Source organism: Amycolatopsis sp. NPDC028719 (assembly GCF_055565395.1).
The window spans coordinates 97,251-120,008 of record NZ_JBVHUL010000005.1; the positions used below are offsets into that span (position 1 = coordinate 97,251).

The following is a 22,758-nucleotide window of genomic DNA, read 5'->3' on the forward strand; positions in this document are numbered from 1 at the left end:
GTGTGACCTCGTACCCTTGAGGGCATGTTGAACCGCACCGACCTGCGCGGGCAGGTCCCGACCGCCGCCGAACTGCGCGCCACGCTGCCGCGTGCCGAATACGACGTGGACGCGGCGCTGCATCACGTGCGCCCGGTGGTCGAGGCGGTCCGTGACCGCGGTGTCGAAGCCGTCCTCGAGTACACCGAGAAGTTCGACAAGGTCCGTCCGGACGCGGTGCGCGTGCCGCGGGCGAAGCTGTCCGAAGCACTCGCGCAGCTCGACCCGCAGGTGCGCGCCGCGCTGGAGGAGTCGATCACCCGCGCCCGCAAGGTGCACGCCGAGCAGCGCCGCACCGACGTCACGACGACCGTCGTCGACGGCGGCACGGTCACCGAGAAGTGGGTGCCGGTCGAGCGCGTCGGCCTCTACGCCCCGGGCGGGCTGGCCGTGTACCCCTCGACCGTGGTGATGAACGTCGTCCCGGCGCAGATCGCCGGCGTCGGTTCGCTGGTCGTCTGCTCGCCGCCGCAGGCCGCGTTCGGCGGCCTGCCGCACCCGACCATCCTCGCCGCGGCCGAGCTCCTCGGCGTCGACGAGGTGTGGGCGGCCGGCGGCGCGCAGGCCGTCGCGCTGCTGGCGTACGGCGGCACGGACACCGACGGCGCCGAGCTCGCCCCGGTCGACGTCGTCACCGGGCCGGGCAACATCTACCTGACCGCGGCGAAGCGGATGCTGCGCGGCCTGATCGGGATCGACTCCGAAGCCGGCCCGACCGAGATCGCGATCCTCGCCGACGAGACGGCCGACCCGGTGCACGTCGCCGCCGACCTGGTCAGCCAGGCCGAGCACGACCCCCTGGCCGCCAGCGTGCTGGTGACGACGTCGGTCGAGCTGGCCGACGCCGTCGACAAGGAACTGGTGCACCGCGTCGCGGCGACGAAGCACGCCGAGCGCGTCGCCGAAGCGCTGGGCGGCAAGCAGTCCGGCGTCATCCTGGTGTCCACAGTGGACGACGGCCTGCGCGTCGTCGACGCCTACGCCGCCGAACACCTGGAGATCCAGACGGCGGACGCGCGGGAGGTCGCCGCCCGGGTCCGCAACGCGGGCGCGATCTTCGTCGGCGCGTACGCCCCGGTGTCGCTCGGCGACTACTGCGCCGGGTCCAACCACGTGCTGCCCACCGGCGGGTTCGCCCGCCACTCCTCGGGCCTGTCCGTGCAGAGCTTCCTCAAGGGCATCCACGTCGTGGACTACTCCGAGGAGGCGCTGCGCGAGGTCGCCGGCCGCGTCGTCGCGCTGGCCAACGCCGAGGACCTGCCCGCGCACGGCGAGGCCGTCGCCGCGCGCTTCGGAGGTTCGGTCCGATGACGATCGGCGAAGAAGTCACCCTGGACGCGCTGCCGCTGCGCGACGACCTGCGCGGCAAGACCCCGTACGGCGCGCCGCAGCTGGACGTCCCCGTCCGGCTCAACACCAACGAAAACCCGTACCCGCCGCCGCCCGAGCTGGTCGCGGACGTCGCGGAGGCGGTCCGCGCGGAAGCCGCCGAGCTGCACCGCTACCCGGACCGCGACGCGGTGGCGCTGCGGCAGGACCTGGCCGACTACCTGAGCGTGTCGACGCGGGTGGTGCTGTCGGAGGCGAACGTCTGGGCCGCCAACGGGTCCAACGAGGTGCTGCAGCAGATCCTGCAGGCGTTCGGCGGTCCCGGGCGCAGCGCGCTCGGGTTCGAGCCGTCGTACTCGATGCACCCGATCATCTCCTCCGGCACGCGCACCGAGTGGATCCCGGCGCCGCGCCGCGCCGACTTCACGCTCGACACGGCCGCGGCGGCGTCGGTCATCGCGGAACGGCGTCCGGACATCGTGTTCGTCACCAGCCCGAACAACCCGACCGGTGGTTCGATCCCCCTTTCCGAGCTGCGTGCGATCCTGGACGCGGCCACCGGGATCGTGGTGGTCGACGAGGCGTACGCGGAGTTTTCGCCGCAGCCCAGCGCGGTCGGGCTGCTGGCCGACTACCCGGCGCGGCTGATCGTGTCGCGCACGATGAGCAAGGCGTTCGCCTTCGCGGGCGGGAGGCTGGGCTACCTGGCGGCGGCCCCGGCGGTCGTCGACGCGCTGCAGCTGGTGCGGCTGCCGTACCACCTTTCGCGGCTGACCCAGGCGGCCGCGCGGGCGGCGCTGCGCCACGCGGACGCCACGCTGGCCAGTGTGCACAAGCTGGCGGCGGAACGCGACCGCGTCGTGGAAGCGTTGGCGGGCTTGGGTTACGACCCGGTGCCGAGCGATTCGAACTTCGTCCTCTTCGGACGGTTCAGCGACCCGCACGCGGCCTGGCAGTCCTATTTGGACAAGGGCGTGCTGATCCGCGATCCCGGCATCGCGGGGCACCTGCGCGTGAGCATCGGCACCCCGGAAGAGAACGACGCGTTCCTCGAGGCGAGTAAGGAAGTTTCCCGATGACCCGGATCGGCAAGGTCGAGCGGACCACCAAGGAGTCCTCGATCTTCGTGCAGCTGGACCTCGACGGCACGGGCGAGGTCGAAATCTCGACCGGCGTGCCGTTCTACGACCACATGCTGACGGCGTTCGGCGTCCACGGCTCCCTGGACCTCAAGGTCGAGGCGACCGGCGACACCCACATCGACGCGCACCACACGGTGGAGGACACGGCGATCGTGCTGGGCCAGGCGATCCGCCAGGCCCTGGGCGACAAGAGCGGCATCCGCCGCTTCGGCGACGCGTGGATCCCGATGGACGAGACCCTGGCCCACGCGGCGATCGACGTGTCGGGGCGCCCGTACTGCGTGCACGTGGGCGAGCCGGAGCAGTTCACCACCTTCACGATCGGCAACAACTACCCGTTCGTCCTGACGCGGCACGTGTTCGACTCACTGTCGTTCCACGCGCAGATCGCGCTGCACGTCCGGGTGATCCACGGCCGCGACCCGCACCACATCGCGGAGGCGGAGTACAAGGCGGTGGCCCGTGCCCTGCGCGCGGCGACCGAGTCGGACCCCCGCGCGGGCGGCATCCCCTCCACGAAGGGCGTTCTGTGAGCAAGGAAGTAGTCGGAGTCCTGTTGCTCGCCCTGGGCGGTTTCCTGGTGGGCGGCGTGTACTCGACCTGGAAGACGGCGAAGTTCATGGCGGGAGTACTGGGCGTGGCGGCCCTGCTCGCCATCGGCGGCGCGATCTTCTGGTTCATGAGCTGACCCCGTAAAGCCGTGAAGGCCTCCTTACCGGCTCTCATGGCCGGTAAGGAGGCCTTCACGGACCTCACCTAGCGGCTCGCGCCGACCAGTTCGCGCTCGTCGTCGTCCGGCGCCGAGTCGAGGTGCTTCGTGAGCTTCTCGCCCTCGACGTCGACGTCGGGCAGGATGCGGTCGAGCCACTTCGGCAGCCACCACGCGCCGCGGCCGAGCAGGGACATCACCGCCGGCACCAGCGTCATGCGGACCACGAACGCGTCCACCAGCACTCCGAACGCCAGCGCGAAGCCGATCGACTGGATCAGCGTCGACTCGGCCAGCACGAACCCGGCGAACACGCTGATCATGATCAGCGCCGCCGCGACGACCACCCGCGCGCCGTGGCGGAAGCCGGTGACCATCGCCTCCTGCGGCTCCGCGCCGTGGACGTGCTCCTCGCGCATCCGCGTCACCAGGAACACCTGGTAGTCCATCGCCAGCCCGAACAGCACGCCGATCAGCAGGATCGGCAGCATGCTCATGATCGGCCCGGTCGACTCGACGCCGAGCAGATCGGTCAGCCAGCCCCACTGGAACACCGCGACCACCGCGCCGAACGTCGCCGCGACCGAGCCGAGGAAGCCGATCGTCGCCTTCAGCGGCACCACGACCGAGCGGAACACCAGCATCAGCAGCACGAACGCCAGGCCGACGATCAGCGCGAGGTAGGGCAGCATCGCGTCGGACAGCTTTTCCGAGACGTCGATGTTCGCGGCGGTCTGCCCGGTGACGGCCAGCTTCGCGCCGGTCGCGTTCTCCAGCACGCCGGATTCGGCGCGGATCGCGGACACCAGGTCTTCGGTCTGAGTGCTGCTCGGCCCGCTCTTCGGGATCACCGTGAGCAATGCCGTGTCGCCCGTCTGGTTGACCTTCGGCGGGGTGACGGCGGCGACGTCGGGCAGCTTCTGGATGTCGGCCGCGGCCTGGCCGAGCGCGGCCTGCCGGTCGGTGCTCGCGCCGGTGTCGACGACGACCAGCAGCGGCCCGTTGGAACCCTCGCCGAAGCTGCGGCTGGCGATCTCGTACGCCTTGTGCTGCGTGGACTCCGGCGCGGCGGTGGCGTCGTTGGGCAGGCCGAGCTGCATGCCGAGGGCGGGCAGCGCAACCACGGCCATCCCGGCCACCGCGACGAGCAGCACCGGCCACCGGTGGCGGGCGACGAACCGCGCCCAGCGCTCGCCGTGCGTCGTCTCGACCGGCTTGCGGCGCAGGCGGATCCGTTCGCCGGCGACCCGGGGGCCGGCGAAGCCGAGGATCGCGGGCAGCAGCGTCAGGGCGATGACGACGGCGACCGCCACGGTCACCGCGGCGGCCACGCCCATCTGGCCGAGGAACGGGATGCCGATGACGGTCAGGCCGGCCAGGGCGATGATCACCGTGAGCCCGGCGAAGACGACGGCCGAGCCGGCGGTGCCGGTGGCGCGACCAGCGGCCTCTTCGGGGTCGCGGCCGAGGCCGAGTTCGTGCCGGTAGCGCGAGACGATGAACAGCGCGTAGTCGATGCCGACGGCCAGCCCGATCATCAGCGCCAGGATCGGTGTGTTCGAGTTCAGCTCCAGGAAGCCGGAGGCGAGGAAGATGCCGCCCATCCCGGTGCCGACGCCGATCAGCGCGGTCAGCAGCGGGATCCCGGCGGCGATCAGCGAGCCGAAGGTGATGATCAACACGACGGCCGCGACCGCGACACCCAGTCCCTCGGTCGCGCCGGTTTCGGGGATGCCCTGCACGGCGTCGCCGCCGAACTCGACGGTGAAACCGGCGTCGCGGGTGGCGTCGGCCGCGTCGAGCAGCGCCTGGCGGTCACCGTCGGTGAGCTCGTACGCCTTCGCGCCGTAGCTGACCTGGGCGAGGGCGACGCGCTTGTCGGGCGAGATCGACTGCGCCTGGAACGGGTCCACGACGGCGGCGACCTTCGGTGCCGTCTTCAGCCGGCCGACCAGGGACTCGACGGCGGCCTTGCCCTTCGCGTCGGCGATGGTGGTCCCCGCCGGCGTCTCGATGACGACGCGCGCGGTGGCGCCCCCGGCGTTGGCCTGCGGGAACTTCGCGGTCAGCTGGTCGATCGCCCGCTGCGACTCGGTGCCGGGGATCGTCACCGAGTTCGACAGCTGGCCGGACAGCGTGAGGGCGCCCAGCCCGAGCGCCACGAGGACGGCCGCCCAGACGACGGCGACCAGCGCCCGCCGTCGGAAGGACAACCGGCCGAGCCGGTACAGGAAGGTCGCCACGCGTCAGCTCCGTTTCCCCCGAACGGGGTCGGTTCACTCGATCTGGTTCTAACCCAAGCTAGCCGATCGGCAAGGAGACCTCCAAGCCGATCGGCAAGTATGTGACTTGCCGAACAGCAAGGTTTATCCCAGCCGATCGGCTAGTGGACGGTTTGCCGATCGACAGGGAGTGACGTACGCTCCGACGGCTCGCTGAGGAGGAAGAATGACCGCCGGCCCGGACGGGGACACCCGGACCCGACTGCTGCAGACCGCGTTGCGGCTGTTCACCGAACACGGGGTCGAAGGCACGTCGCTGCAGATGATCGCGGACGCGCTCGGCGTGACGAAGGCGGCGGTCTACTACCACTTCAAGACGAAGGCGGAGATCACCGAGGCGGTGGCCGAGCCCGGGGTGCGCGACCTGGACGAGCTGGTGCTCCGCGCCGCCGCGCAGAAGCGCCGCGGCGCGCAGGTCGATCTGCTGCTGGAGGGGTTCGTCGACCTGGTGATCCGGCACCGCGCGCTGGTGGCGCTGTTCTCCAGCGACCCGGGCCTGGTGCGGGCGATCGAGAAGTCGGCGCACGGCGGCATGGAGGGCTTCGGCCAGGCGCTGCTGGGCATCCTGTCGGGCCCGGACCCGACCCCGGCGGCGCGGGTCAACGCGATGGTGACGCTGACGGGCATCGCGATGGCCGGCGGTTCCCCGGACCTGGCCCGCCTGAGCGACGACGAGCTGCGCACGGAACTGCTGGACGTGGGCCGCCGCCTCCTGGGCCGCCCCCGCCGCCGCCTCACCACCCCCGTGTCGACCGCCTGATCACGAGTGATGCCCCTCCAATCACGCGAGATGCCTCCCCAGTCACGCGAGATGCCTCCCCAGTCACGCGAGATGCCTCCCTAGTCACGCGAGTTCCGTCTCTGATCACGCGAGATACGCGCTCGATCAGGCGAGAACCGGCTTCGAGCACGCGTGTCGTCCACCCAAGTACGCGAGCCGACTGTCCAGGCTCGTGAGTCGACCGTCCGGGTGCGTGAGCCGACCGGCTGGGTACGTGAGCCGGCCGCTGGCTCGCGCGTCAGCCGATGCGGTGGAGGTACTCCGGGGGCACCGAGGCCGTCAGCCACACGCCGTTCGCGCTCACTTGGAACGCGTGACCGGCCGCAGCCATTCTCGCGGCGTCGACCCGGAGGAGCACCGGCTTGCCGCGGCGGGCGCCGACCGTCCGGGCCGTGTCGAGCGTCGGCGAGAGGTGAACCGCGTGGCGCTTCATCGGGCGCAGCCCATCGCGGAAGATCGCGTCAAGGAACTTCGCCACCGTGCCGTGGTAGAGCACGTCCGGCGGCGCCGCGTCCGCGAGGCCGAGGTCGACCGAAACGCTGTGGCCCTGGCTCGCGCGGATGCGCGTGCCGGTCTCGTCGAAGGCGAACCGGCGCTTGTTGTTCGTCTCGACGACTTCGTCGAGCTGTTCGCGGGTGATCTTCAATGCCCGCAGCAGGGTGCCGACGTCGACCCAGCCGTCGGGGGAGAGGGTGAGGCCGGCGGCGGCGGGATCGTGACGCAGGTGCAGCGCCAGCCGCTTCGAAATGCGGATTGTTTCTTTTTCGTTCATTGCTTCCCCAGGATCCCGCGACGGGCAAGCGATTAAATACCGCCTTCGACCGCCGGACGCAGTTTGCTCGCTCCCGGCCCGAAGCGCGCCAGCGCGTCATCGTTGTTGTAGAGCGCGCAGCTGCGCAGCGACAGGCACCCGCAGCCGACGCAGCCGGTGAGCCGGTCGCGAAGCCGTTGCAGGGCGTCGATCCGCGCGTCGAGCTCGTGTTGCCAGTCGCGCGACAACCGCGCCCAGTCGGCCTTCGTCGGCGCGTGGTCGGCGGGCAGCGAGGTCAGCGCCGCGCTGATGTCCTCCAGGGAGAGGCCGACCCGTTGCGCCGCGCGGATGAACGCGATCCGCCGCAGCACCGACCGCGGGTAGCGGCGCTGGTTGCCCGCCGACCGCTCCGAGCTGATCAGCCCTTTCTCCTCGTAGAACCGCAGTGCCGTGTGCGGCACCCCGCTGCGGTCCGCCACCTGTCCGATGCTGAGATGTTCAGCGAGCCTTGTCACCAGCTCAGGCTATCCTTGACTTCGAGTTTAGTCGAGGTTGCATCGTCGGAGCATGACCACTGCGACCGAACCGGGCTACGCCGAGCTCCCGCGACTGATCTCGCTGATGACCGGCGACGACAAGCACCACGCCGCCGCGGAGTCCACTGTGGACGTGCTGTGGGTGCTCTACGACCGCGTGCTCGACGTTACGCCGTCGAACTTCCGTTCGCCGGACCGCGACCGCTTCTTGCTGTCCAAAGGACACGGTCCGATGGCGTATTACGCCGTGCTGACGGTGAAGGGCTTTCTCGACGAGGCGGAGTTGCCGACGTGGTCCAACGCGCTGTCGCGCCTCGGTCACCACCCCGACCGCCGGCGCGTCCCTGGCGTCGAGATTTCGAGCGGTTCCCTGGGCCACGGCCTGCCGATCGCGTTCGGCACGGCGCTGGGCCTGCGCGCCCGCGGGCTGACGTCGAAAGTCGTGACGCTCATCGGCGACGCCGAGCTGGACGAGGGGTCGAACCACGAGGCGATCGTCGTCGCGGCGCGGTCCGGCCTGGAAAACCTGACGACGGTGGTGATCGACAACCGGTCGTCGACGCGCGGCTGGCCGGGAGGCATCGCGCGCCGCTTCGAGGTGGAGGGCTGGGAGACGCGCACGGTGTCCGGCCGCGACCATTCGGCGCTGTACTCGGCGTTCACTGCCCCGCATCCCGGCCGGCCGCTGGCCGTGGTCGCCGTCGTCGAACCGAAGGGTTGAGTGTCGTGAGAGAGACGTTTTTGCGTGTCACGGAGGAGATCCTGGACGCGGACCCGGACGTGGCGGTGGTGCTGGCCGACATTTCGGCGGCCCAGCTGGCCGGCGCGGCCCGGCGGCACCCGGACCGGGTGATCAACGTGGGGATCCGCGAGCAGCTGCTGGTCAGCGCGGGCGCGGGCCTGGCCCTGGCGGGGCTGCGGCCGATCGTGCACACGTTCCCGTCGTTCCTGGTGGAGCGCGCGTTCGAGCAGATCAAGCTGGACTTCTCGCACCAGGAGGTGGGCGGGGTCCTGGTGTCGTACGGGGCTTCGTACGACATGTCGGCCGAGGGGCGGACGCACCAGTCGCCGGGTGACGTGGCTTTGATCGATTCGCTGCCGGGGTGGACGGTGCACGTTCCCGGTCACGCTTCCGAGGCTCGTCGGTTGCTGTTGGAGTCGATTCCCGGGGATGGGCGGGTTTACCTGCGGCTTTCGGCTCAGGCCAATGCTTCGCCTCATCTCGGGGTCGGGTTCACCCGGCTGCGGTTTGGTTCGTCGGGGGTTGTGGTGGCGGTGGGGCCCGTGCTGGATCGGGTGCTGCGGGCGTGTGCGGGACTTGATGTGACGGTTTTGTACGCGTCGACTGTCCGGCCTTTCGATGCGGCCGGGTTGCGGTCGGCTGTGCTTTCGGCTTCGCCTTCCGTGGTTCTCGTCGAGCCTTACTTGGCGGGGACTTCGGCTTACTGGGTTTCGGAAGCGCTGTCGGATTTGCCGCATCGGCTGAAGTCGTTGGGGGTGCGGCGGGATGTGGAGGTGCGGACTTATGGGGAGATCGCGGACCATGATCTGGCTCATGGACTGGATGCTGGGTCGTTGAGGCTGTCGATCAAGGATTTCCTGGGGCAGTAGGTGGAGTAGTACCGGGCTCGGGGTGTTTGTAGCGGATGCTGACCTTCAGGTCCTGGTCCATCAGCCTCATGAGCTTCTCGTTGTTCCAGCGTTCTTCCACGGTGTTTCTCGGCAGCTTCACGTGCATATTTTCATAGAGCCTGAAGCGATTGAGGTCGAGAACCGTTCCCGCGATGGCCATGTAGTAGTCGGCAGCGGCCACCGAAGCACGGTAAGCGATGCCCGCCAGGCAATACGGCCCGAGTGCGACGAGCAGCCACCACCCGTCGGTTAGGAGACAGCTGACACCCTCGACGGCGGCGACCAGCGCCACAACGCACAGGCGGACCGTCGTGTCCAGTTGCTGCCGGGCGTCCTGGAGGTAGTTCACGTGTTCGGCGGGGGCGATCAGCGCGATGTGTGGCGCGGTCAGGATCGCGTCGAGTCCGTACTGTTTGCCGATCGAATCTTCGGCCGAGCGAAGGGCGTTCCCGAGTCGCGTCGGCATGACTCGGGCCGCTTCCGGGTAACGTGCGAACGCGATGTCCGCGGCGGCGGAAGCGGCGTGCAGGCCGCTGACGGGATGTGCCTGGTCACTCGCCAAGCGCCCGGACAAAGCTGCGTCCTGCCGGACCTGGTCCCAGTCACGCGGGTCGCCCCTGTGCTTCGCGCCGTTCGCCAGCGCGGCTTCGTATTTGGCCACCAATTGTTCCAGCAGAAAACGATTGCGCGCCTTTTCGAGTTCCGCATGGCGTTCGGCCAGTTTCGCCCGCCGCTTGCGGTGGTGTGTGATCCTTCGCCGAAGGACGAACTGTGAGAACCTGGAACTTCCCCAGTAACCCTCGAGGAGCCGCGTCATACCGAGCTGCAGCGGGTGGAGGAACAACGCGAAGATGGTGGTCGTCAGGAGCAGCCATGCCGCTCCCGCAAGGTTGATACCGCCCAGCCGCCGCACCATCAGCTGCAAGTCCGGTGCCGTTTTCCACGCGTCGCTGGTGACCAGGGCCGTCGTCCATGCGGTCAGGAAGATCGCCGGCACCATGCTCACGATGCTGAAGTACCGACCTATCCGCCCGGCGAGGTCGAGTGCTGCGGCCGGAGGTGAGGGGGTCGCCACGACGGCCTAGCCACGCATCTCGTCGACATACTCGTCGCAGACCGGGCACCACTCGCGACGTCCTTCCGGGCGGACCGGGTTGCCGCACTGCGGACACGTCCTCGCGTTCCGGCGCTTGCGATGTCCGGGGAATGTCGGCGGCGGGTTGACCGTCAGCTGCGCGAGGCGGCGGACGAAACGCAGAGACCGCATCCGCCTCACCCCGCCCTCCAGGATTCGACCATGTTAGGCCAGCATTCAGGCCTAGTCGACAAGTCCGGGCGAGGTGGTGATGGGGGTTTCGCCCTGGGTGGTGCCCGCTGTGGGGATCGTCGTGGTGGCCGTGGCCGGGGTGTTCGGGCCGCTGTGGGCGTGGCTTGCCGCCGGAGTTCTGCTGGCCGCCGGGGTGGGTGGGCTCGCTTGGGGTGTCCTGAGGGAACCGCGGACCGATAGCGTGACCTCCATGGGGTCCACTATTCGGCCGATCGCGCTCGGCCTGATCCGGCGGCGCGAACAGATCCTGGTCTTCGAAGGGCGCGATGACGTCAAGGGTGAGACCTACTACCGGCCGCTCGGGGGTGGGGTCGAGTTCGGTGAGCGCAGCGAGGACGCCCTCGTGCGCGAGTTCCGTGAAGAGCTCGATGCCGAGATCGTCGTCAAAGAGCGGCTCGGGGTTCTTGAGAACGTCTACGCCTACCGTGGCAACCCCGGGCACGAGATCGCCTTCCTCTACGAAGCCGAGTTCGTCGACGCCTCTCTGTACGCCAAAGAAGAGATGAAGATCCTCGACGATCCCGCCACCGCCCGCTGGGTCGACCTCCAGGACTTCCGCAACGGCAGCAAGATCCTGTACCCCGCCGGGCTTATCGAACTGCTCTCATCGGAGCACTGAACGGGACGTCGGCAACAGCTCCTCGGAGGAATCCGAAGGCGAACGACTGAACCACACCGACACCGGCCCGTCCGTGTGGACCGGCAGCTGGGGGAAGTTGTTCGGCGACGGCTCCGTCTCGAACACCGCGAAGGCCGACGGCGACGCCTCGAAGGAGACGTACACCCCCGAGCCCGGCGGAGGAGAAGCCAGCCCGCGACGGACCGGACGCAGCAGGTGCACGTCGTCCGAATCCACCATCGTCGCGTTCGCCGCGTCGCGATGGGCCTTCCAGACCGGGCCGGAGTAGAACTCGGAAAGGGCGTCCGCGCGGGCGGCGAGAGACCGGAAACCCCGCAGCCACACGAACTGGTCCGGCGATGAAGGCACCCGGAACAGCCCGAACAGGTGCGCCCCCGAAGCCTCCTGAGGCTCGACGAACTCGCGCTCGAACAACGAAATCAGCTCGTCACGCCGACCCGGGTGCAGCGTGTAGCGCCGTAGCTCGAGCACCGTCTCGAACGAAGAAAAGTCCACGCCCCGCACACTAGAGACCACCACCGACAAAAACGGATCAGCGGAACGCCGCCAGCCCCGTCACCGCCTGGCCCAGCGACAGCGCGTGCATCTCCTCCGTGCCCTCGTACGTCAGCACCGTCTCGAGGTTCGCCATGTGCCGCATCACCGGGTACTCCAGCGAAATCCCGTTCGCGCCCAGCATCGTTCGCGCCGAGCGCGCCGCGTCCAAGGCCGAGCGGACGTTCGCCATCTTGCCGAAGCTCACGTGGTTGTGGTGCAGCGTCCCGGCGTCCTTGAGGCGGCCGATCTGCAGCGCCACCAGTCCCGCCCGGTTGACCTCCACCAGCAGGTCGGCCAGCTTGCGCTGGGTCAGCTGGAAGCCGGCCAGCGGCTTGCCGAACTGCGACCGCGACAGCGTGTACTCCAGCGCCGCCTCGTAACAAGCGCGGGCCGCTCCGACGACGCCGAACAAGATTCCGTAGCGGGCTTCGTTCAGGCACGACAGGGGCCCGCGCAAGCCGCGGACCTCGGGAAACGCCGCCGACGAAGGCAGCCGGACGCCGTCCAGGACCAGCTCCGCCGTCAGTGACGCCCGCAGGGACAGCTTGTGCTTGACCTCGTTGGCCGTGAACCCCGGCGTCGACGTCGGGACGACGAACCCGCGGATCCCGTCGTCGGTCTGGGCCCAGACGACCGCGACGTCGGCGACCGTTCCGTTGGTGATCCACATCTTCGTGCCCGAGAGCACCCAGTCGGACCCGTCGCGCACCGCCCGCGTCCGCATCGCGCCCGGGTCGCTGCCCGCGTCCGGCTCGGTCAGCCCGAAGCAGCCCAGCGCGTCGCCGGTGGCCATCCGCGGCAGCCACTCCTGCCGCTGCTCCTCGCTGCCCCACTTGTGGATCGCGTACATCGCCAGCGAACCCTGCACCGAGACGAAGCTCCGCAGTCCCGAGTCGACGGCTTCGAGCTCACGGCACGCGATGCCGTACGCGACCGCGCTCGTGCCGGCGCAGCCGTACCCCTCCAGGTGCATGCCCAGCAGCCCCAGCGACCCGAAGCCCTTGGCCAGCTCGGCGGCCGGCAGCACGCCCGATTCGTACCAGTCCGCGACGTGGTCGAGCAGGTTGTCCTTCGCGTACGCGCGCACGGCGTCGCGGATCGCGCGCTCCTCCTCGGCGAGCCCGGCGTCGAGGTCGAGGAAGTCGTGCGGGTCAGGGGTGCGGCTGCTCATGGGGGCTCCCGGGGGACGCGTCGATGCGGCCCCCGCAGGAAACCACAGTCAGGCGTCTGTCCTCCGCATGGCGTTCGTCACGCGGGCAGCAGACGCGGACGGCGAACACCGCGGCCGGATCTGCTGGCGGGGGATCAGCAGCTCGCCGAACTGCGGGAACGGCACGCTTTCGATGTCTTCACGCCAGGCATGCAGCATCTGGGACAGCAGATCGTCCTCGGACATCTCTTCGCCTCCCTGGCGTCCGGTCGTGCCGGGGTCAGCCCACACGATCGAGTCACCTAGTACCCGGTGGCCGGGAGGCTCAAACGTCCTTCTCCAAGATTGTTCCGACCGACGACTCCTCCGTCGCAGGATCGCCGGCGCCGTGACGGACGTCTATTCGGTCGAACCGCGCCGAGGGCGACGGCTACGCTGGGTGGCGTGTCTCGTGTGGTGATCCTCGACTACGGTTCCGGCAACCTCCGCTCCGCCGAACGCGCCGTGGCGCGCGCCGGTGCCGACGTCGAGGTCACCGCCGACCCGCATGCCGCGATCGAGGCCGACGGCCTGGTCGTGCCCGGCGTCGGCGCGTACTCGGCGTGCATGGCGGGGCTGCTGGAGGTCAAGGGCCACCGGATCATCGGCAAGCGCCTCGCCGGCGGCCGTCCCGTGCTCGGCATCTGCGTCGGCATGCAGATCCTCTTCTCCCGCGGCGTCGAGCACGGCGAGGAGACCGAGGGCACGGGGGAGTGGCCCGGTGTCGTCGACCGGCTGAACGCCGACGTCCTGCCGCACATGGGCTGGAACACCGTGCGCGCGCCCGCGGACACGCAGCTCTTCGCCGGCCTCGACCCGGACGAGCGGTTCTACTTCGTCCACTCCTACGCGGCGCGCAAGTGGGAGCTGGAATCGGGGATCGGCCAGGACCCCAAGGTCACCTGGGCCAACCACGGCGAGGACTTCGTCGCGGCGGTCGAGAACGGGCCGCTCTGGGCCACCCAGTTCCACCCGGAGAAGTCCGGCGACGCCGGCGCGCGGCTGCTGAAGAACTGGCTCGCGACCCTCTGACCGGGTGACGCGGGTCTCCGCCCTAGAGTTACCGGCGTGACTTTCACGCTGCTTCCCGCCGTTGATGTGGCCGATGGCCAGGCCGTGCGACTCGTCCAGGGCGAGGCCGGCACCGAGACCTCCTATGGCAGCCCGCTCGAAGCGGCGCTCGCCTGGGAGCGCGACGGCGCCGAGTGGATCCACCTGGTCGACCTCGACGCCGCCTTCGGCAAGGGCAGCAACCGCGAGCTGCTCGCCGACGTCGTCGGCCGCCTCGACGTGCAGGTCGAGCTCTCCGGCGGCATCCGCGACGACGCGTCGCTGAAGGCCGCACTGGCCACCGGCGCCCGCCGGGTCAACCTCGGCACCGCCGCGCTCGAGGATCCCGAGTGGACGGCGCGGGTGATCGGCGAGTACGGCGACCGCGTCGCGATCGGCCTCGACGTGCGGATCACCGAGGCCGGCCACCGCCTCTCGGCCCGCGGCTGGACGTCCGACGGCGGTGACCTGTGGGAGGTCTTGGAGCGTCTGGACCGCGACGGCGCGTCCCGCTACGTCGTGACGGACGTGAGCAAGGACGGCACCCTGCGCGGCCCGAACCTCGACCTGCTGCGCGACGTCGTGGCCCGCACCGACGCGCCGGTGATCGCCTCCGGCGGGGTGTCCAGTGTGGACGACCTCGTCGCGCTGGCCGGCCTGGCGTCGGACGGCGTCGAGGGCTCGATCGTCGGCAAGGCGCTCTACGCGGGGGCGTTCACGCTGCCCGAGGCCCTCGCCGCCGTCGCGAAGGTCTAGTCGAGCGCCGCACCCGGAGCGGCGGGTGCCGGCCGACGAGGCGACCCGCACGGCGCCGGCATTACCTCCGGCGTAATCGACGCGGTGCGCGAGAGGCGTCAGGATTCCTTTCACGACGACGAAAGGATCGCCATGACCGCCTACGGACTCGCCCACCTGCGCCCGCCCGCCGTGCTGCCCGAGGACGTCTTCCGGTACCTGGAGCGGATCCAGGCGACGCTCGACCCCTTCGGCGGCAAGTTCGTCGTCCACGGCTCACCGGTGGAGGTCATGGAGGGCGAATGGCCCGGCGGGCTCGTGATCATCGAGTTCCCGAGCCTCGCCGCGGCACACGAGTGGTACGACTCGCCCGCCTACCGGGAGATCCTGCGGTTGCGCGCCGACCACATCCCGGGTGACCTGGTGCTCGTCGAAGGCTGCGGCCCGGACCACGACTCGGCCGCCATGGCCGCGGCACTGCGCGCGGCGAGCCCGGACCCGATAAGGGGCTGACAGCGGACCCCGGGACCCGTAGGTTGCCGCAGTGGAGGAGATCGTCACCGAGCTCGAAATGACCGCCGCCGAACAACTCAACCCCGCGCCGGTCGTCGACGGCGTCGCGCTCGAACCCGTCGGGGCGGGGCCGGTGATCCGCGATCTGCACGTCCGGATCGGCACGCCCTACCGGTGGCCGAGTGTGTCCAGGACGGACGAAGAGTGGGAAAGCTGGCTCGCCGCACCGCACCGGCAGTACCGGCTCGTCGAGTACCGCGGCGACGTCGCGGGCGCAGCCGACATCGAGCCGCAGGCCGGCGGTGACGTCGAGATCACCACCTTCGGCCTGCTGCCGGAGTTCGTCGGCAAGGGGCTCGGCGGCTACGCGCTCACCCTCGTCGTGGCCGACGCGTGGGCGCTGCCCGGCGCACGCCGCGTCTGGCTGCACACCTCGACCCTCGATCACCCGAACGCGCTGCCGAACTACCTGAGACGCGGGTTCCGCAGCTTCAGCCGTCGAGCTTGACGGCGATCCCGACCGTCCGGTCGGCCGGGCCGCGCAGCTTCGAGAAGAACATCGTGACGCGCCCGACGATGCCGTACTTGCGGCCGATCACCCGACGGACCCGCTCGGTCTCCGCGAGGTCCAGCAGCCGGGCCTGCCCGGAGACGACCGCGCCGTGCGTCTTCTGCCCGCGCAGGTCGCACGCCTGGACCTCGACGCGCCCGCTGTTGCGGATGCGCTTGACCTTCCCGGCCTTGCGTTCCGACCAGAACACCAGCTCGCCGTCGTCGCCCGCCACCCAGATCGGGGTCGGCACCGCGCGCCCGTCACGGCGGAACGTGGTCAGCAGGACGTAGCGCTCGGCCGCGAGCCGGTCCGTTTCGGATGCCATACGACCACGGTAGTCACGGCGTCCGGCGCCGCAGCGTCGCCGCGCCGAGCACCAGCGCCAGCAGCGCGCAGCAGGCCACGACCAGCAGGTTCCGCAGGATCACCGCGTCCACCGCCGACGACGCCGTGACGCGGGACAGTGCCTCGACCGCGTACGACAGCGGCATGACGTCGGAAAGCCACCGCAGCAGCCAGCCCATGTCCTCGCGCGGCACGAACAGCCCGCACAGCAGGATCTGCGGCAGCACGAACACCGGCATGAACTGGATGGCCTGGAACTCGGTGCGGGCGAACGCGCTGACGAACAGCCCGAGCGCCATGCCCAGCAGCGCGTCCAGGACGGCGATCACCAGCAGCAGCACGACCGACCCCGCGAGGTCGAGGCCGAGCCACCACAGCGAGACGCCCGCCGCGAGCGCCACCTGGACGACGGCGATCGAGCCGAACGCCAGCGCGTAGCCGAAGAGCAGGTCCAGCCGGCCGATGGGCAGCGTCATCAGGCGTTCGAGGGTGGCCGTGGTCCGCTCCCGCAGCGTCGTGATCGACGCGATGAGGAACATGATCAGGAACGGGAACACGCCGAGCAGCGCGGGCGCGACGTGGCTGAACACCAGCGCCGAGTTGAACACGTACCGCAGCAGGATCATCAGCAGCGTCGGCACCAGGACCAGCATCACGACGGTGCGCGGGTCGTGCCGCAGCTGGGTGAGGATGCGCCGCGTGGTCGCGAGCGTCAACGCGGGGTTCACGAGGCGGCCCGCACCAGGTGAAGGAAGGCCTGCTCGAGGTCGGCGGTGCCGGTGCGCTCGCGCAGGGCGAGCGGCGCGTCGTCGGCCAGGAGGGTGCCTTCGCGCATGAGCAGGAGGCGGTCGCAGCGCGCGGCTTCGTCCATGACGTGGCTGGACACCAGCAGCGTGGCGCCGCCGTCGGCGAGCCGGCGGAACAGCGCCCAGAGCTCGTCGCGCAGCAGCGGGTCGAGCCCGACGGTCGGTTCGTCGAGCACCAGCAGCTCCGGCTTCCCGAGCAGGGCGACGGCGAGGTTCGCGCGGTTGTGCTGCCCGCCCGACAGCGACCCGACGAGCTTGCCGGCGTGGTCTTCCAGGCCCACGCCGGCGAGCACTCTGTCCACATCGGACGCCGGCGCGCGCAGCACCGCGGCGAAGTACCGCAGGGCTTCCCGCACGGTGAGGTCGGCGTAGATCGCCGGGTTCTGGGTGGCGTACCCGATCCGGCGCCGCAGCGGCGGGCTGCCGGCGGGCAGGCCCAGGACGGTGACGGTGCCGCCCTCGACGATCTGCACGCCGACGATCGCCCGCATCAGCGTGGTCTTGCCGCAGCCGCTGGGGCCGAGCAGCCCGGTGACCGCGCCGCGCGGCACCGCGAAGCTCACGTCCCGCACCACCGGCCGGCCACCGCGCCGGACCCGCAGGCCGGTGACCTCGAGGGCAGAATTAGTCATGTGTTTAATTCTGTGCCCGGTGAGTTCCGGCGTCAAGAGGGCCGAAATACCTAGTCCGATCGCCGCGCGAACCCCACACGACCGGCGGAAGCGTTTCAACCCCCGTGTCTGAAACGCTTTGCGAGCTGGGGTTTCCCTGACTCGGAGGGACATGTCGATGGCCGTCACACAGCAGGTACCGGTTCATCCGCAAGCACAGTTCTTCGGCGCGGGGCCGTATCCCACGCGCCGGGCCGCGATCGCCGTCGTCGCGGTCCTCGCCGGCTTCGCGCTGACCGCGCTGTGGTCCGCGCCGTTCGTCGACTCCGTCATCGGCGACAGCGTCGCGAACGGGCTGCTCGGCCACGACGCGAAAGCCACGCCGATCAGCGGTGTCCTCGCCGGGACGCTCTTCGCGTTCGTCTCCGGCCTCGCGGGGTCCTTCACCGCCTGCAACATCGCCGCGTTCGGCGCGGTCGCCCCGCTGGTCGGCGGCCAGGCCGGGGAGAAGCCGCGCTTCGCCGCAACGCTCAAGCCGCTGGGCTGGATCGCCGCGGGCATGCTCGCCGTGTCCATCGTCTACGGCGTCATCGTCGCCCTGGTCGGCACGCGGATGCCGCAGTTCTCCACCGCACAGACGTCCGGCCTCAGCCCGCGCAGCATCCAGTCCATGGTCGCGTTCGGCGTCGTCGGCCTCGTCTTCCTGGTCATGGGCCTGATCGCGCTCGGCATCCTCCGGAACCCGTTCGCCGGGTTCGTCGCCCGGCACCCCGCGGCGCCGCTGGTCCTGATGGGCGCGCTCATCGGCGGGTTCCTCATCGGCCGGCCCTACCCGCTGTTCCGGATCATGTTCCGCAGCGCCGCCGAACAGCACGATGTCTTCTACGGCGCGGCCGCGTTCGCCCTGCAGTCACTCGGCAACATCGTGCTCATGGGCGTGCTGTTCCTCGTCCTGACGCACGCCACGGGCGGGCGCGTGCAGCGCTGGCTCGCCGCGAAACCCGCCCGGATCGCCACGGTGACCGGCGCGGCGCTGCTCGTCGGTGGCACGTTCACGCTGCTCTACTGGGACGTCCGCGTGCTCGGCCGGCTCGGGATCATCTGGTTCCCGATGGTCAGCTGGTAGCCCGCCCGAGCCACCGGTAGTCGGGTGCGGGGTCGAGCTGGACGCCGTCCGCGACGGCGACCAGCTCGGCCTCCGGCCGCGGACCCGCCACCGTCAGCCAGCGTCCCGACGGCAGCCGGACCGCGACCATCGCCTGCTCGCCGTTCCTCGGGGCCACGAAGAACCCCTGGCCGCCGCGCACGGTGACGGCGGCGGCGCCGTTCACGCCGGGGGAGCCCGCGCTCGCCGTGACGCGGACCGCGGGAACCGACGGCCGCGCGGGATCGGCGGCGGTCAGCTCGGTGCTCGCGTCGGCCGGGCCGGTGCCCTTGACCGCCGCCGACCGTTCGGCCAGGCCCGCGGGGAGGGTGCCGAACCGCAGTTCGCCGCGGACGCCGACCGCCTCGGGGACGACGTCTTCGGCGATCCGCTGGGCGACCGCGCGGGCGTCCGGCACCCCGCCGACCCGCACGGTGAGCACGTGGTCGTCGTCGGCCAGCCAGGTGAGCAGCGCGGCGCCGCCGGTGTCGCCGGTGACCATGGCGACCCGGCCGTGCACCAGGATCTGGTCGCGGATCGACGCGATCCGCAGCGCCGTCTGCGACCACTCGGGGTCGGCGGTGGAGTATGCCGACAGCGCGATCTCGGCCGGGCCCGCGAACCACCGCCGGACCTGCGGCGCGATGCCCGGCCCGCCCTCGCGGTACTGCTCGGTGAAGCCGCCGGGCAGCCAGGCCGGGCTGTAGCCGAGCACCGGCCGGCCCGCCGCCGGGTCCAGGTCGGCCGTCGTGAACGCCCGCGTGCCCGCGATGACCCCCGCCACCAGCACGACCACCGCGGCGGCCACCAGCGCGAGCCGGGCCGCGGGCCGGGGCTTGCGACCGGCTCTGGCCAGCGCGTCGCGGACCGCCTCGCCGTCCGGGGCGCGGGCGGCGAGGCGGTCGAGGCTGTCCCGGATCAGCGTCTCGGTCTCGTGCTCGCTGCGGGTCATTCGGGGGCTCCGGTGAGGGTCGTGGCGTGCGGGGCCTGGCGGAGGGTCGCGAGGGCGCGGGAGATCTGGCTGCGCACGGTGGAGGTGCCGCAGCGCAGGACGGTGGCGATTTCGGCGTCGGAGTAGTTCTCGTAGTAGCGCAGGACGATCGCCGCGCGCTGCTTGCGGGGCAGCGTTTCCAGGAGGCCGAGCATGGCGTCCCGCTCGTCGTAGGCGGCCGCCGGGTCGGCTTCCGGCGGGCCGAGCGCGTCGAGGACGTCGTGGCTGCTCGGCACCATCCGCCGCACCGCCCGCCGGCGCCAGGAGAGGTACTCGTTGGTGATCATCCGCCGGACGTAGGCCGGCGGGGCGTCGATGCCGGCCCAGCGCTGCTGCGCGCGCAGCAGCACGTCCTGGACGATGTCCTGGGCCAGGTGCGGGTCGTTCGTCAGGACGGTGGCGTAGCGCAGCAGCCCGTCCAGCCGCTCCGCCACGAACTCTTCAAAGCGCACACGCGTCCCTTCCGTCCTCCCTTGGACGCGCGGGCGGGCCGGGGTGATGCACGCGGGGGAAAAGTTCTTCGGGTGAGTTCCGTCAACACTGCGGGGTCACGCCGTCGAAGGACGCGCAGTCGTCCTGGTTCCACGGCTCGTTCTGCCACTGCGCCGGGCCGAGGGTGCGGGAGGTGTCGCCGGCGACGAACGTCCACGGGCCGACGTAGTCGTTGCTGTAGAAGTAGTTGTCCTGGTCGTGGGTGATCGCCTCCTGCACCAGGGTGCCCCGGTACGGGGACCAGGCCGGGTAGGTGCCGTAGTTGGACAGCACCGCCATCCGGCCGCACAGGCCGGCGCAGCCGGGCCGGGCGGGGTCGAAGCGGAAGGTGTTCGAGTGGATCTCGACCCGCTGGGTCCGCCAGCGGCAGTCGTCGTAGAGCGGCCGGGACTCGATGGCCGGCGCCGCGCACCTCGTCCGGTCGGTGACGAGCTTGGTGCAGCTCGAGGTGGACGTGTTCGCCGGGCTGTTGCAGAAGCGGTCCGCGTTCTCCCACAGCGTGATGGCGGACCAGTTGTCGTCGAAGTCGTTGCCGTAGATGTCGATGATGTCGGTGCGGGCCGGCACCCGGGGGTCGCCGCCGGACTCGGAGAGGTACACCGCCGCCGTCGGGAAGTTGTCGCCGCGGGCCGCGCGCCTGCTGCCGGCCACCACGTTGTTGCGGCGGATGGCGTTGTGGCGGATGACGAGGTTGTAGCTGATTTCGTAGAAGATCGCTTCGGCGTCGTTGTCCTCGATGACGTTGTCTTCGATCAGGAAATCGTTGTCGTTCGTGTCGGCCCACAGGCCGGCGCCGCGGTTGTGGTGTACCCAGTTTCCCCGGATGTCGGCGCCGTTCACGGCCCAGAACTTGATTCCCCCGCTGCACCCGCAGCCGGGATTGCGCGTTTCCCAGTCGTCGACGTTGTTGCCCGTGATTTCGTTGCCTTCGACGAGCAGCCCGGTGATCGCGTTGTCGGGACGGTAGGCGTTCATCCCGTACTGCCCGTTGTCGCGCAGGCAGTTCGCCCGCACTTCCTGCCGGTCGCCGGCCATCAGCGCGGCGCCCCCGTTGCCCTGGATGGTGTTGTGTTCGAGCACCCAGTGCTCGCCGGAGTCGTGGTTGACCACGCCCTGGTCCTGCGGGGCGACGAAGTGCTCGATGGTGAGGCCGCGGATGACGACGTCCTTGGCCTGCTGGGTGAAGGCGGCCCGGTTGAGCCCGCGGCCGTCGAGCACGGCGCCGGGAGCGCCGAGGTAGACGTCGCCGTCCTTGGGGATGACCTGCCCGAAGCCGTCCGCGGCCAGCCGGTGCGTGCCGGGCGGCAGCCAGAAGGTGGTCCCGGGCGGCGCGGCCTGCGTCCGGACGCTGAGGTCGCCCTCGACGGCCGGATCGATGACGACGGCACCGGGTGGGGCTTCGGTGTTCAAGGCGGGCTGGCGGTCGCACACGGCCCCCGTCCCGCCGACGTCGGTGACGCTCGCGGCGGCCGGGAAAACGGGGGTGACCAGGGCGGCGGCGAGCAGGACGACAAGCGCGGAATGGGGGCGCGGCATGCGGTAAACGTACGTGGCGCCGATCCTGGGGATACCGCCATCGGTGCAGACTTGACCCCTGGTGGGTGATTCGAATGGCTGGTTATCCGGTCGCCCGTCCTGGGTAAAGAATCACCGGTTCGGGTAAAGGACAACTGCGCGACAATGAGAATCCCCACGAAGATCGCGCTTTCTGCGACCGATCTACCGCGGGATGACGGTCGTCGAACCGCCCGCCCGGCCCCGCCGGGGCCGGCGAAGCCGGGGTGGCGCGGCAGGGCGCGGCGGCGGACGTCTTGAATGACTCATTCCTGGCGTCGGATGAGGTGAATGGGTCATTCACGACGCCAGAACCGCGCGGTCGCGCCCTCCGGCCGGCACGCCCGAGTACCGCCAGGGCCTTGAGCCGGCCACGCGCACGCGCCGCGAACCAGGCGAATCGGGTGGCCGCGAAGTGACCACGCCGCGTCGAGCAGCCCCCGAATTCCAGCTTACGGCGGGCCGCCGACGGTTTCGCGGCCTTCGAGGTAGTACTGCGCCACCGGGGCCAGCAGGGCCACGATCTCCTCGTCGTCCGCCTCGGCCAGCGGGGGGAGCTTGATCACGTAGCGCAGCAGCGCGGTCCCCATCATCTGCGCCGCGATCCCCGCGACCCGGATCCTCGGCACGTCCAGGGCGCGCGCCACCTCGGCCAGCACCGTGCGTTCGATGAACTGGCGCATCATCAGCGCGACCTGCTCGTTCGTCGCCGCGGCGCGCAGCATCGCGACGAACGGCGTCCGCCCCTCGGGCGTGGCCCAGACCGCGAGGAACGCGCGCACCAGCCGTTCGCCCAGGCCCGCGCGGGGCCCGGCCAAGATCGCGGGGACCAGCGACGCCGGGTTCACCGGCAGGTTCATCGCCGCCGCGAACAGGGCCTGCTTGCTGCCGAAGAAGTGGTGCAGCAAGGCCGCGTTCACGCCCGCGTCGGCGGCGATCCCGCGGACCGTCGCGCCGTCGTACCCCAGCTCGGCGAACCGGTGCCGGGCCGCGTCGAGGATCTTCTCGCGCGTCTCCGTCTGCCCTGGTCGCCGCCCCGCCCGTGCCATTGGCCGAGCTTAGAACGGCCT

The 22,758-nt window shown here is 70.6% G+C and carries 27 protein-coding genes; 13 read left to right on the top strand and 14 right to left on the bottom strand.

The window, feature by feature from the left end; translation table 11 throughout:
* Positions 1–24 precede the first annotated feature (24 nt).
* Genes hisD through ACZ4TR_RS23735 form a run of 4 tightly spaced genes read left to right on the top strand, consistent with a single transcriptional unit; the run spans position 25 to position 3,198 of the window.
* Positions 25–1,350: a histidinol dehydrogenase gene (gene hisD / locus ACZ4TR_RS23720; RefSeq protein WP_364521049.1), complete on the top strand. Its 1,326-nt coding sequence runs from the start codon at positions 25–27 to the stop codon at positions 1,348–1,350.
* Positions 1,347–2,447, top strand: a complete 1,101-nt coding sequence (locus ACZ4TR_RS23725) for a histidinol-phosphate transaminase (RefSeq protein WP_465289061.1) — start codon at positions 1,347–1,349, stop codon at positions 2,445–2,447. Before hisD ends, ACZ4TR_RS23725 begins: the two co-directional genes overlap by 4 nt.
* Positions 2,444–3,043: an imidazoleglycerol-phosphate dehydratase HisB gene (gene hisB / locus ACZ4TR_RS23730; protein WP_465289062.1), complete on the top strand. Its 600-nt coding sequence runs from the start codon at positions 2,444–2,446 to the stop codon at positions 3,041–3,043. The genes ACZ4TR_RS23725 and hisB overlap by 4 nt, the downstream gene beginning before the upstream one ends.
* Complete coding sequence (locus ACZ4TR_RS23735; RefSeq protein ID WP_196425226.1) at positions 3,040–3,198, top strand: hypothetical protein; 159 nt, start codon at positions 3,040–3,042, stop codon at positions 3,196–3,198. Before hisB ends, ACZ4TR_RS23735 begins: the two co-directional genes overlap by 4 nt.
* A gap of 68 nt (positions 3,199–3,266) precedes the next feature.
* Here ACZ4TR_RS23735 and ACZ4TR_RS23740 read toward each other — a convergent pair whose 3' ends face one another.
* The gene (locus tag ACZ4TR_RS23740) at positions 3,267–5,462 is read right to left on the bottom strand and encodes an MMPL family transporter (protein WP_465289063.1); all 2,196 of its coding nucleotides are present in this window, start codon (positions 5,460–5,462) and stop codon (positions 3,267–3,269) included.
* 205 nt (positions 5,463–5,667) lie between these two features.
* Between ACZ4TR_RS23740 and ACZ4TR_RS23745 the strand changes: the two genes are divergently transcribed.
* A complete protein-coding gene (locus tag ACZ4TR_RS23745; protein WP_465289064.1) occupies positions 5,668–6,261 on the top strand; it encodes a TetR/AcrR family transcriptional regulator in 594 nt (197 codons plus the stop codon).
* A gap of 259 nt (positions 6,262–6,520) precedes the next feature.
* Here ACZ4TR_RS23745 and ACZ4TR_RS23750 read toward each other — a convergent pair whose 3' ends face one another.
* Positions 6,521–7,054, bottom strand: a complete 534-nt coding sequence (locus tag ACZ4TR_RS23750; protein WP_465289065.1) for an RNA 2'-phosphotransferase — start codon at positions 7,052–7,054, stop codon at positions 6,521–6,523.
* Positions 7,055–7,086: 32 nt separating this feature from the next.
* Positions 7,087–7,548, bottom strand: a complete 462-nt coding sequence (soxR, locus tag ACZ4TR_RS23755; RefSeq protein WP_465289066.1) for a redox-sensitive transcriptional activator SoxR — start codon at positions 7,546–7,548, stop codon at positions 7,087–7,089.
* 52 nt (positions 7,549–7,600) lie between these two features.
* Here soxR and ACZ4TR_RS23760 point away from each other — a divergent pair, with 52 nt between their 5' ends.
* Both ACZ4TR_RS23760 and ACZ4TR_RS23765 read left to right on the top strand, forming a co-directional pair.
* Entirely contained in the window at positions 7,601–8,290 is a 690-nt protein-coding gene (locus ACZ4TR_RS23760; RefSeq protein WP_465289067.1) for a thiamine pyrophosphate-dependent enzyme, read from the top strand.
* Positions 8,287–9,180 carry a transketolase family protein gene (locus ACZ4TR_RS23765; protein WP_465289068.1) on the top strand — a complete coding sequence of 298 codons (894 nt, stop codon included), beginning with the start codon at positions 8,287–8,289 and terminating at the stop codon, positions 9,178–9,180. The genes ACZ4TR_RS23760 and ACZ4TR_RS23765 overlap by 4 nt, the downstream gene beginning before the upstream one ends.
* Here the strand turns inward: ACZ4TR_RS23765 and ACZ4TR_RS23770 are convergent.
* Complete coding sequence (locus ACZ4TR_RS23770; RefSeq protein WP_465289069.1) at positions 9,158–10,201, bottom strand: hypothetical protein; 1,044 nt, start codon at positions 10,199–10,201, stop codon at positions 9,158–9,160. The genes ACZ4TR_RS23765 and ACZ4TR_RS23770 overlap by 23 nt on opposite strands.
* Before the next feature lie 376 nt (positions 10,202–10,577).
* Between ACZ4TR_RS23770 and ACZ4TR_RS23775 the strand changes: the two genes are divergently transcribed.
* A complete protein-coding gene (locus ACZ4TR_RS23775; protein WP_465289070.1) occupies positions 10,578–11,147 on the top strand; it encodes an NUDIX hydrolase in 570 nt (189 codons plus the stop codon).
* Here the strand turns inward: ACZ4TR_RS23775 and ACZ4TR_RS23780 are convergent.
* The 3 genes from ACZ4TR_RS23780 to ACZ4TR_RS23790 are packed head-to-tail and all read right to left on the bottom strand — an operon-like array spanning position 11,133 to position 13,101.
* The gene (locus ACZ4TR_RS23780; RefSeq protein ID WP_465289071.1) at positions 11,133–11,663 is read right to left on the bottom strand and encodes an NIPSNAP family protein; all 531 of its coding nucleotides are present in this window, start codon (positions 11,661–11,663) and stop codon (positions 11,133–11,135) included. The two genes, ACZ4TR_RS23775 and ACZ4TR_RS23780, sit on opposite strands and share 15 nt — an antisense overlap.
* 37 nt (positions 11,664–11,700) lie before the next feature.
* Positions 11,701–12,876, bottom strand: a complete 1,176-nt coding sequence (locus ACZ4TR_RS23785; protein WP_465289072.1) for an acyl-CoA dehydrogenase family protein — start codon at positions 12,874–12,876, stop codon at positions 11,701–11,703.
* A 48-nt stretch (positions 12,877–12,924) separates the two neighbouring features.
* Positions 12,925–13,101, bottom strand: a complete 177-nt coding sequence (locus tag ACZ4TR_RS23790) for a hypothetical protein (protein WP_465289073.1) — start codon at positions 13,099–13,101, stop codon at positions 12,925–12,927.
* A 207-nt stretch (positions 13,102–13,308) separates the two neighbouring features.
* Here ACZ4TR_RS23790 and hisH point away from each other — a divergent pair, with 207 nt between their 5' ends.
* The 4 genes from hisH (at position 13,309) to ACZ4TR_RS23810 (ending at position 15,700) form a co-directional block, all read left to right on the top strand.
* Positions 13,309–13,926 (top strand): imidazole glycerol phosphate synthase subunit HisH, encoded by a 618-nt coding sequence (gene hisH / locus ACZ4TR_RS23795; RefSeq protein WP_465289730.1) that lies wholly within the window; start codon positions 13,309–13,311, stop codon positions 13,924–13,926.
* A gap of 36 nt (positions 13,927–13,962) precedes the next feature.
* Positions 13,963–14,700 (top strand): bifunctional 1-(5-phosphoribosyl)-5-((5-phosphoribosylamino)methylideneamino)imidazole-4-carboxamide isomerase/phosphoribosylanthranilate isomerase PriA, encoded by a 738-nt coding sequence (priA, locus tag ACZ4TR_RS23800; protein WP_364521065.1) that lies wholly within the window; start codon positions 13,963–13,965, stop codon positions 14,698–14,700.
* 132 nt (positions 14,701–14,832) lie between these two features.
* Positions 14,833–15,192 carry a DUF1330 domain-containing protein gene (locus ACZ4TR_RS23805; RefSeq protein ID WP_465289074.1) on the top strand — a complete coding sequence of 120 codons (360 nt, stop codon included), beginning with the start codon at positions 14,833–14,835 and terminating at the stop codon, positions 15,190–15,192.
* Positions 15,193–15,223: 31 nt separating this feature from the next.
* The gene (locus ACZ4TR_RS23810; protein WP_465289075.1) at positions 15,224–15,700 is read left to right on the top strand and encodes a GNAT family N-acetyltransferase; all 477 of its coding nucleotides are present in this window, start codon (positions 15,224–15,226) and stop codon (positions 15,698–15,700) included.
* Here ACZ4TR_RS23810 and ACZ4TR_RS23815 read toward each other — a convergent pair.
* Genes ACZ4TR_RS23815 through ACZ4TR_RS23825 form a run of 3 tightly spaced genes read right to left on the bottom strand, consistent with a single transcriptional unit; the run spans position 15,684 to position 17,528 of the window.
* On the bottom strand, positions 15,684–16,070 hold the full coding sequence (locus tag ACZ4TR_RS23815; RefSeq protein ID WP_465289076.1) for a PPOX class F420-dependent oxidoreductase: 387 nt from the start codon (positions 16,068–16,070) through the stop codon (positions 15,684–15,686). The two genes, ACZ4TR_RS23810 and ACZ4TR_RS23815, sit on opposite strands and share 17 nt — an antisense overlap.
* Before the next feature lie 13 nt (positions 16,071–16,083).
* Complete coding sequence (locus ACZ4TR_RS23820) at positions 16,084–16,818, bottom strand: ABC transporter permease (protein ID WP_465289077.1); 735 nt, start codon at positions 16,816–16,818, stop codon at positions 16,084–16,086.
* Entirely contained in the window at positions 16,815–17,528 is a 714-nt protein-coding gene (locus tag ACZ4TR_RS23825; protein WP_465289078.1) for an ABC transporter ATP-binding protein, read from the bottom strand. Before ACZ4TR_RS23825 ends, ACZ4TR_RS23820 begins: the two co-directional genes overlap by 4 nt.
* Before the next feature lie 157 nt (positions 17,529–17,685).
* Between ACZ4TR_RS23825 and ACZ4TR_RS23830 the strand changes: the two genes are divergently transcribed.
* Positions 17,686–18,633: a hypothetical protein gene (locus tag ACZ4TR_RS23830; RefSeq protein ID WP_465289079.1), complete on the top strand. Its 948-nt coding sequence runs from the start codon at positions 17,686–17,688 to the stop codon at positions 18,631–18,633.
* Here the strand turns inward: ACZ4TR_RS23830 and ACZ4TR_RS23835 are convergent.
* The 4 genes from ACZ4TR_RS23835 to ACZ4TR_RS23850 form a co-directional block, all read right to left on the bottom strand.
* On the bottom strand, positions 18,623–19,603 hold the full coding sequence (locus tag ACZ4TR_RS23835; protein WP_465289080.1) for a hypothetical protein: 981 nt from the start codon (positions 19,601–19,603) through the stop codon (positions 18,623–18,625). The genes ACZ4TR_RS23830 and ACZ4TR_RS23835 overlap by 11 nt on opposite strands.
* Positions 19,600–20,094 (bottom strand): SigE family RNA polymerase sigma factor, encoded by a 495-nt coding sequence (locus ACZ4TR_RS23840; protein WP_465289081.1) that lies wholly within the window; start codon positions 20,092–20,094, stop codon positions 19,600–19,602. Before ACZ4TR_RS23840 ends, ACZ4TR_RS23835 begins: the two co-directional genes overlap by 4 nt.
* Positions 20,095–20,176: 82 nt before the next feature.
* Positions 20,177–21,670 (bottom strand): right-handed parallel beta-helix repeat-containing protein, encoded by a 1,494-nt coding sequence (locus tag ACZ4TR_RS23845; RefSeq protein WP_465289082.1) that lies wholly within the window; start codon positions 21,668–21,670, stop codon positions 20,177–20,179.
* A gap of 470 nt (positions 21,671–22,140) precedes the next feature.
* The gene (locus ACZ4TR_RS23850) at positions 22,141–22,737 is read right to left on the bottom strand and encodes a TetR/AcrR family transcriptional regulator (protein WP_364521075.1); all 597 of its coding nucleotides are present in this window, start codon (positions 22,735–22,737) and stop codon (positions 22,141–22,143) included.
* Between the last annotated feature and the right edge of the window lie 21 nt (positions 22,738–22,758).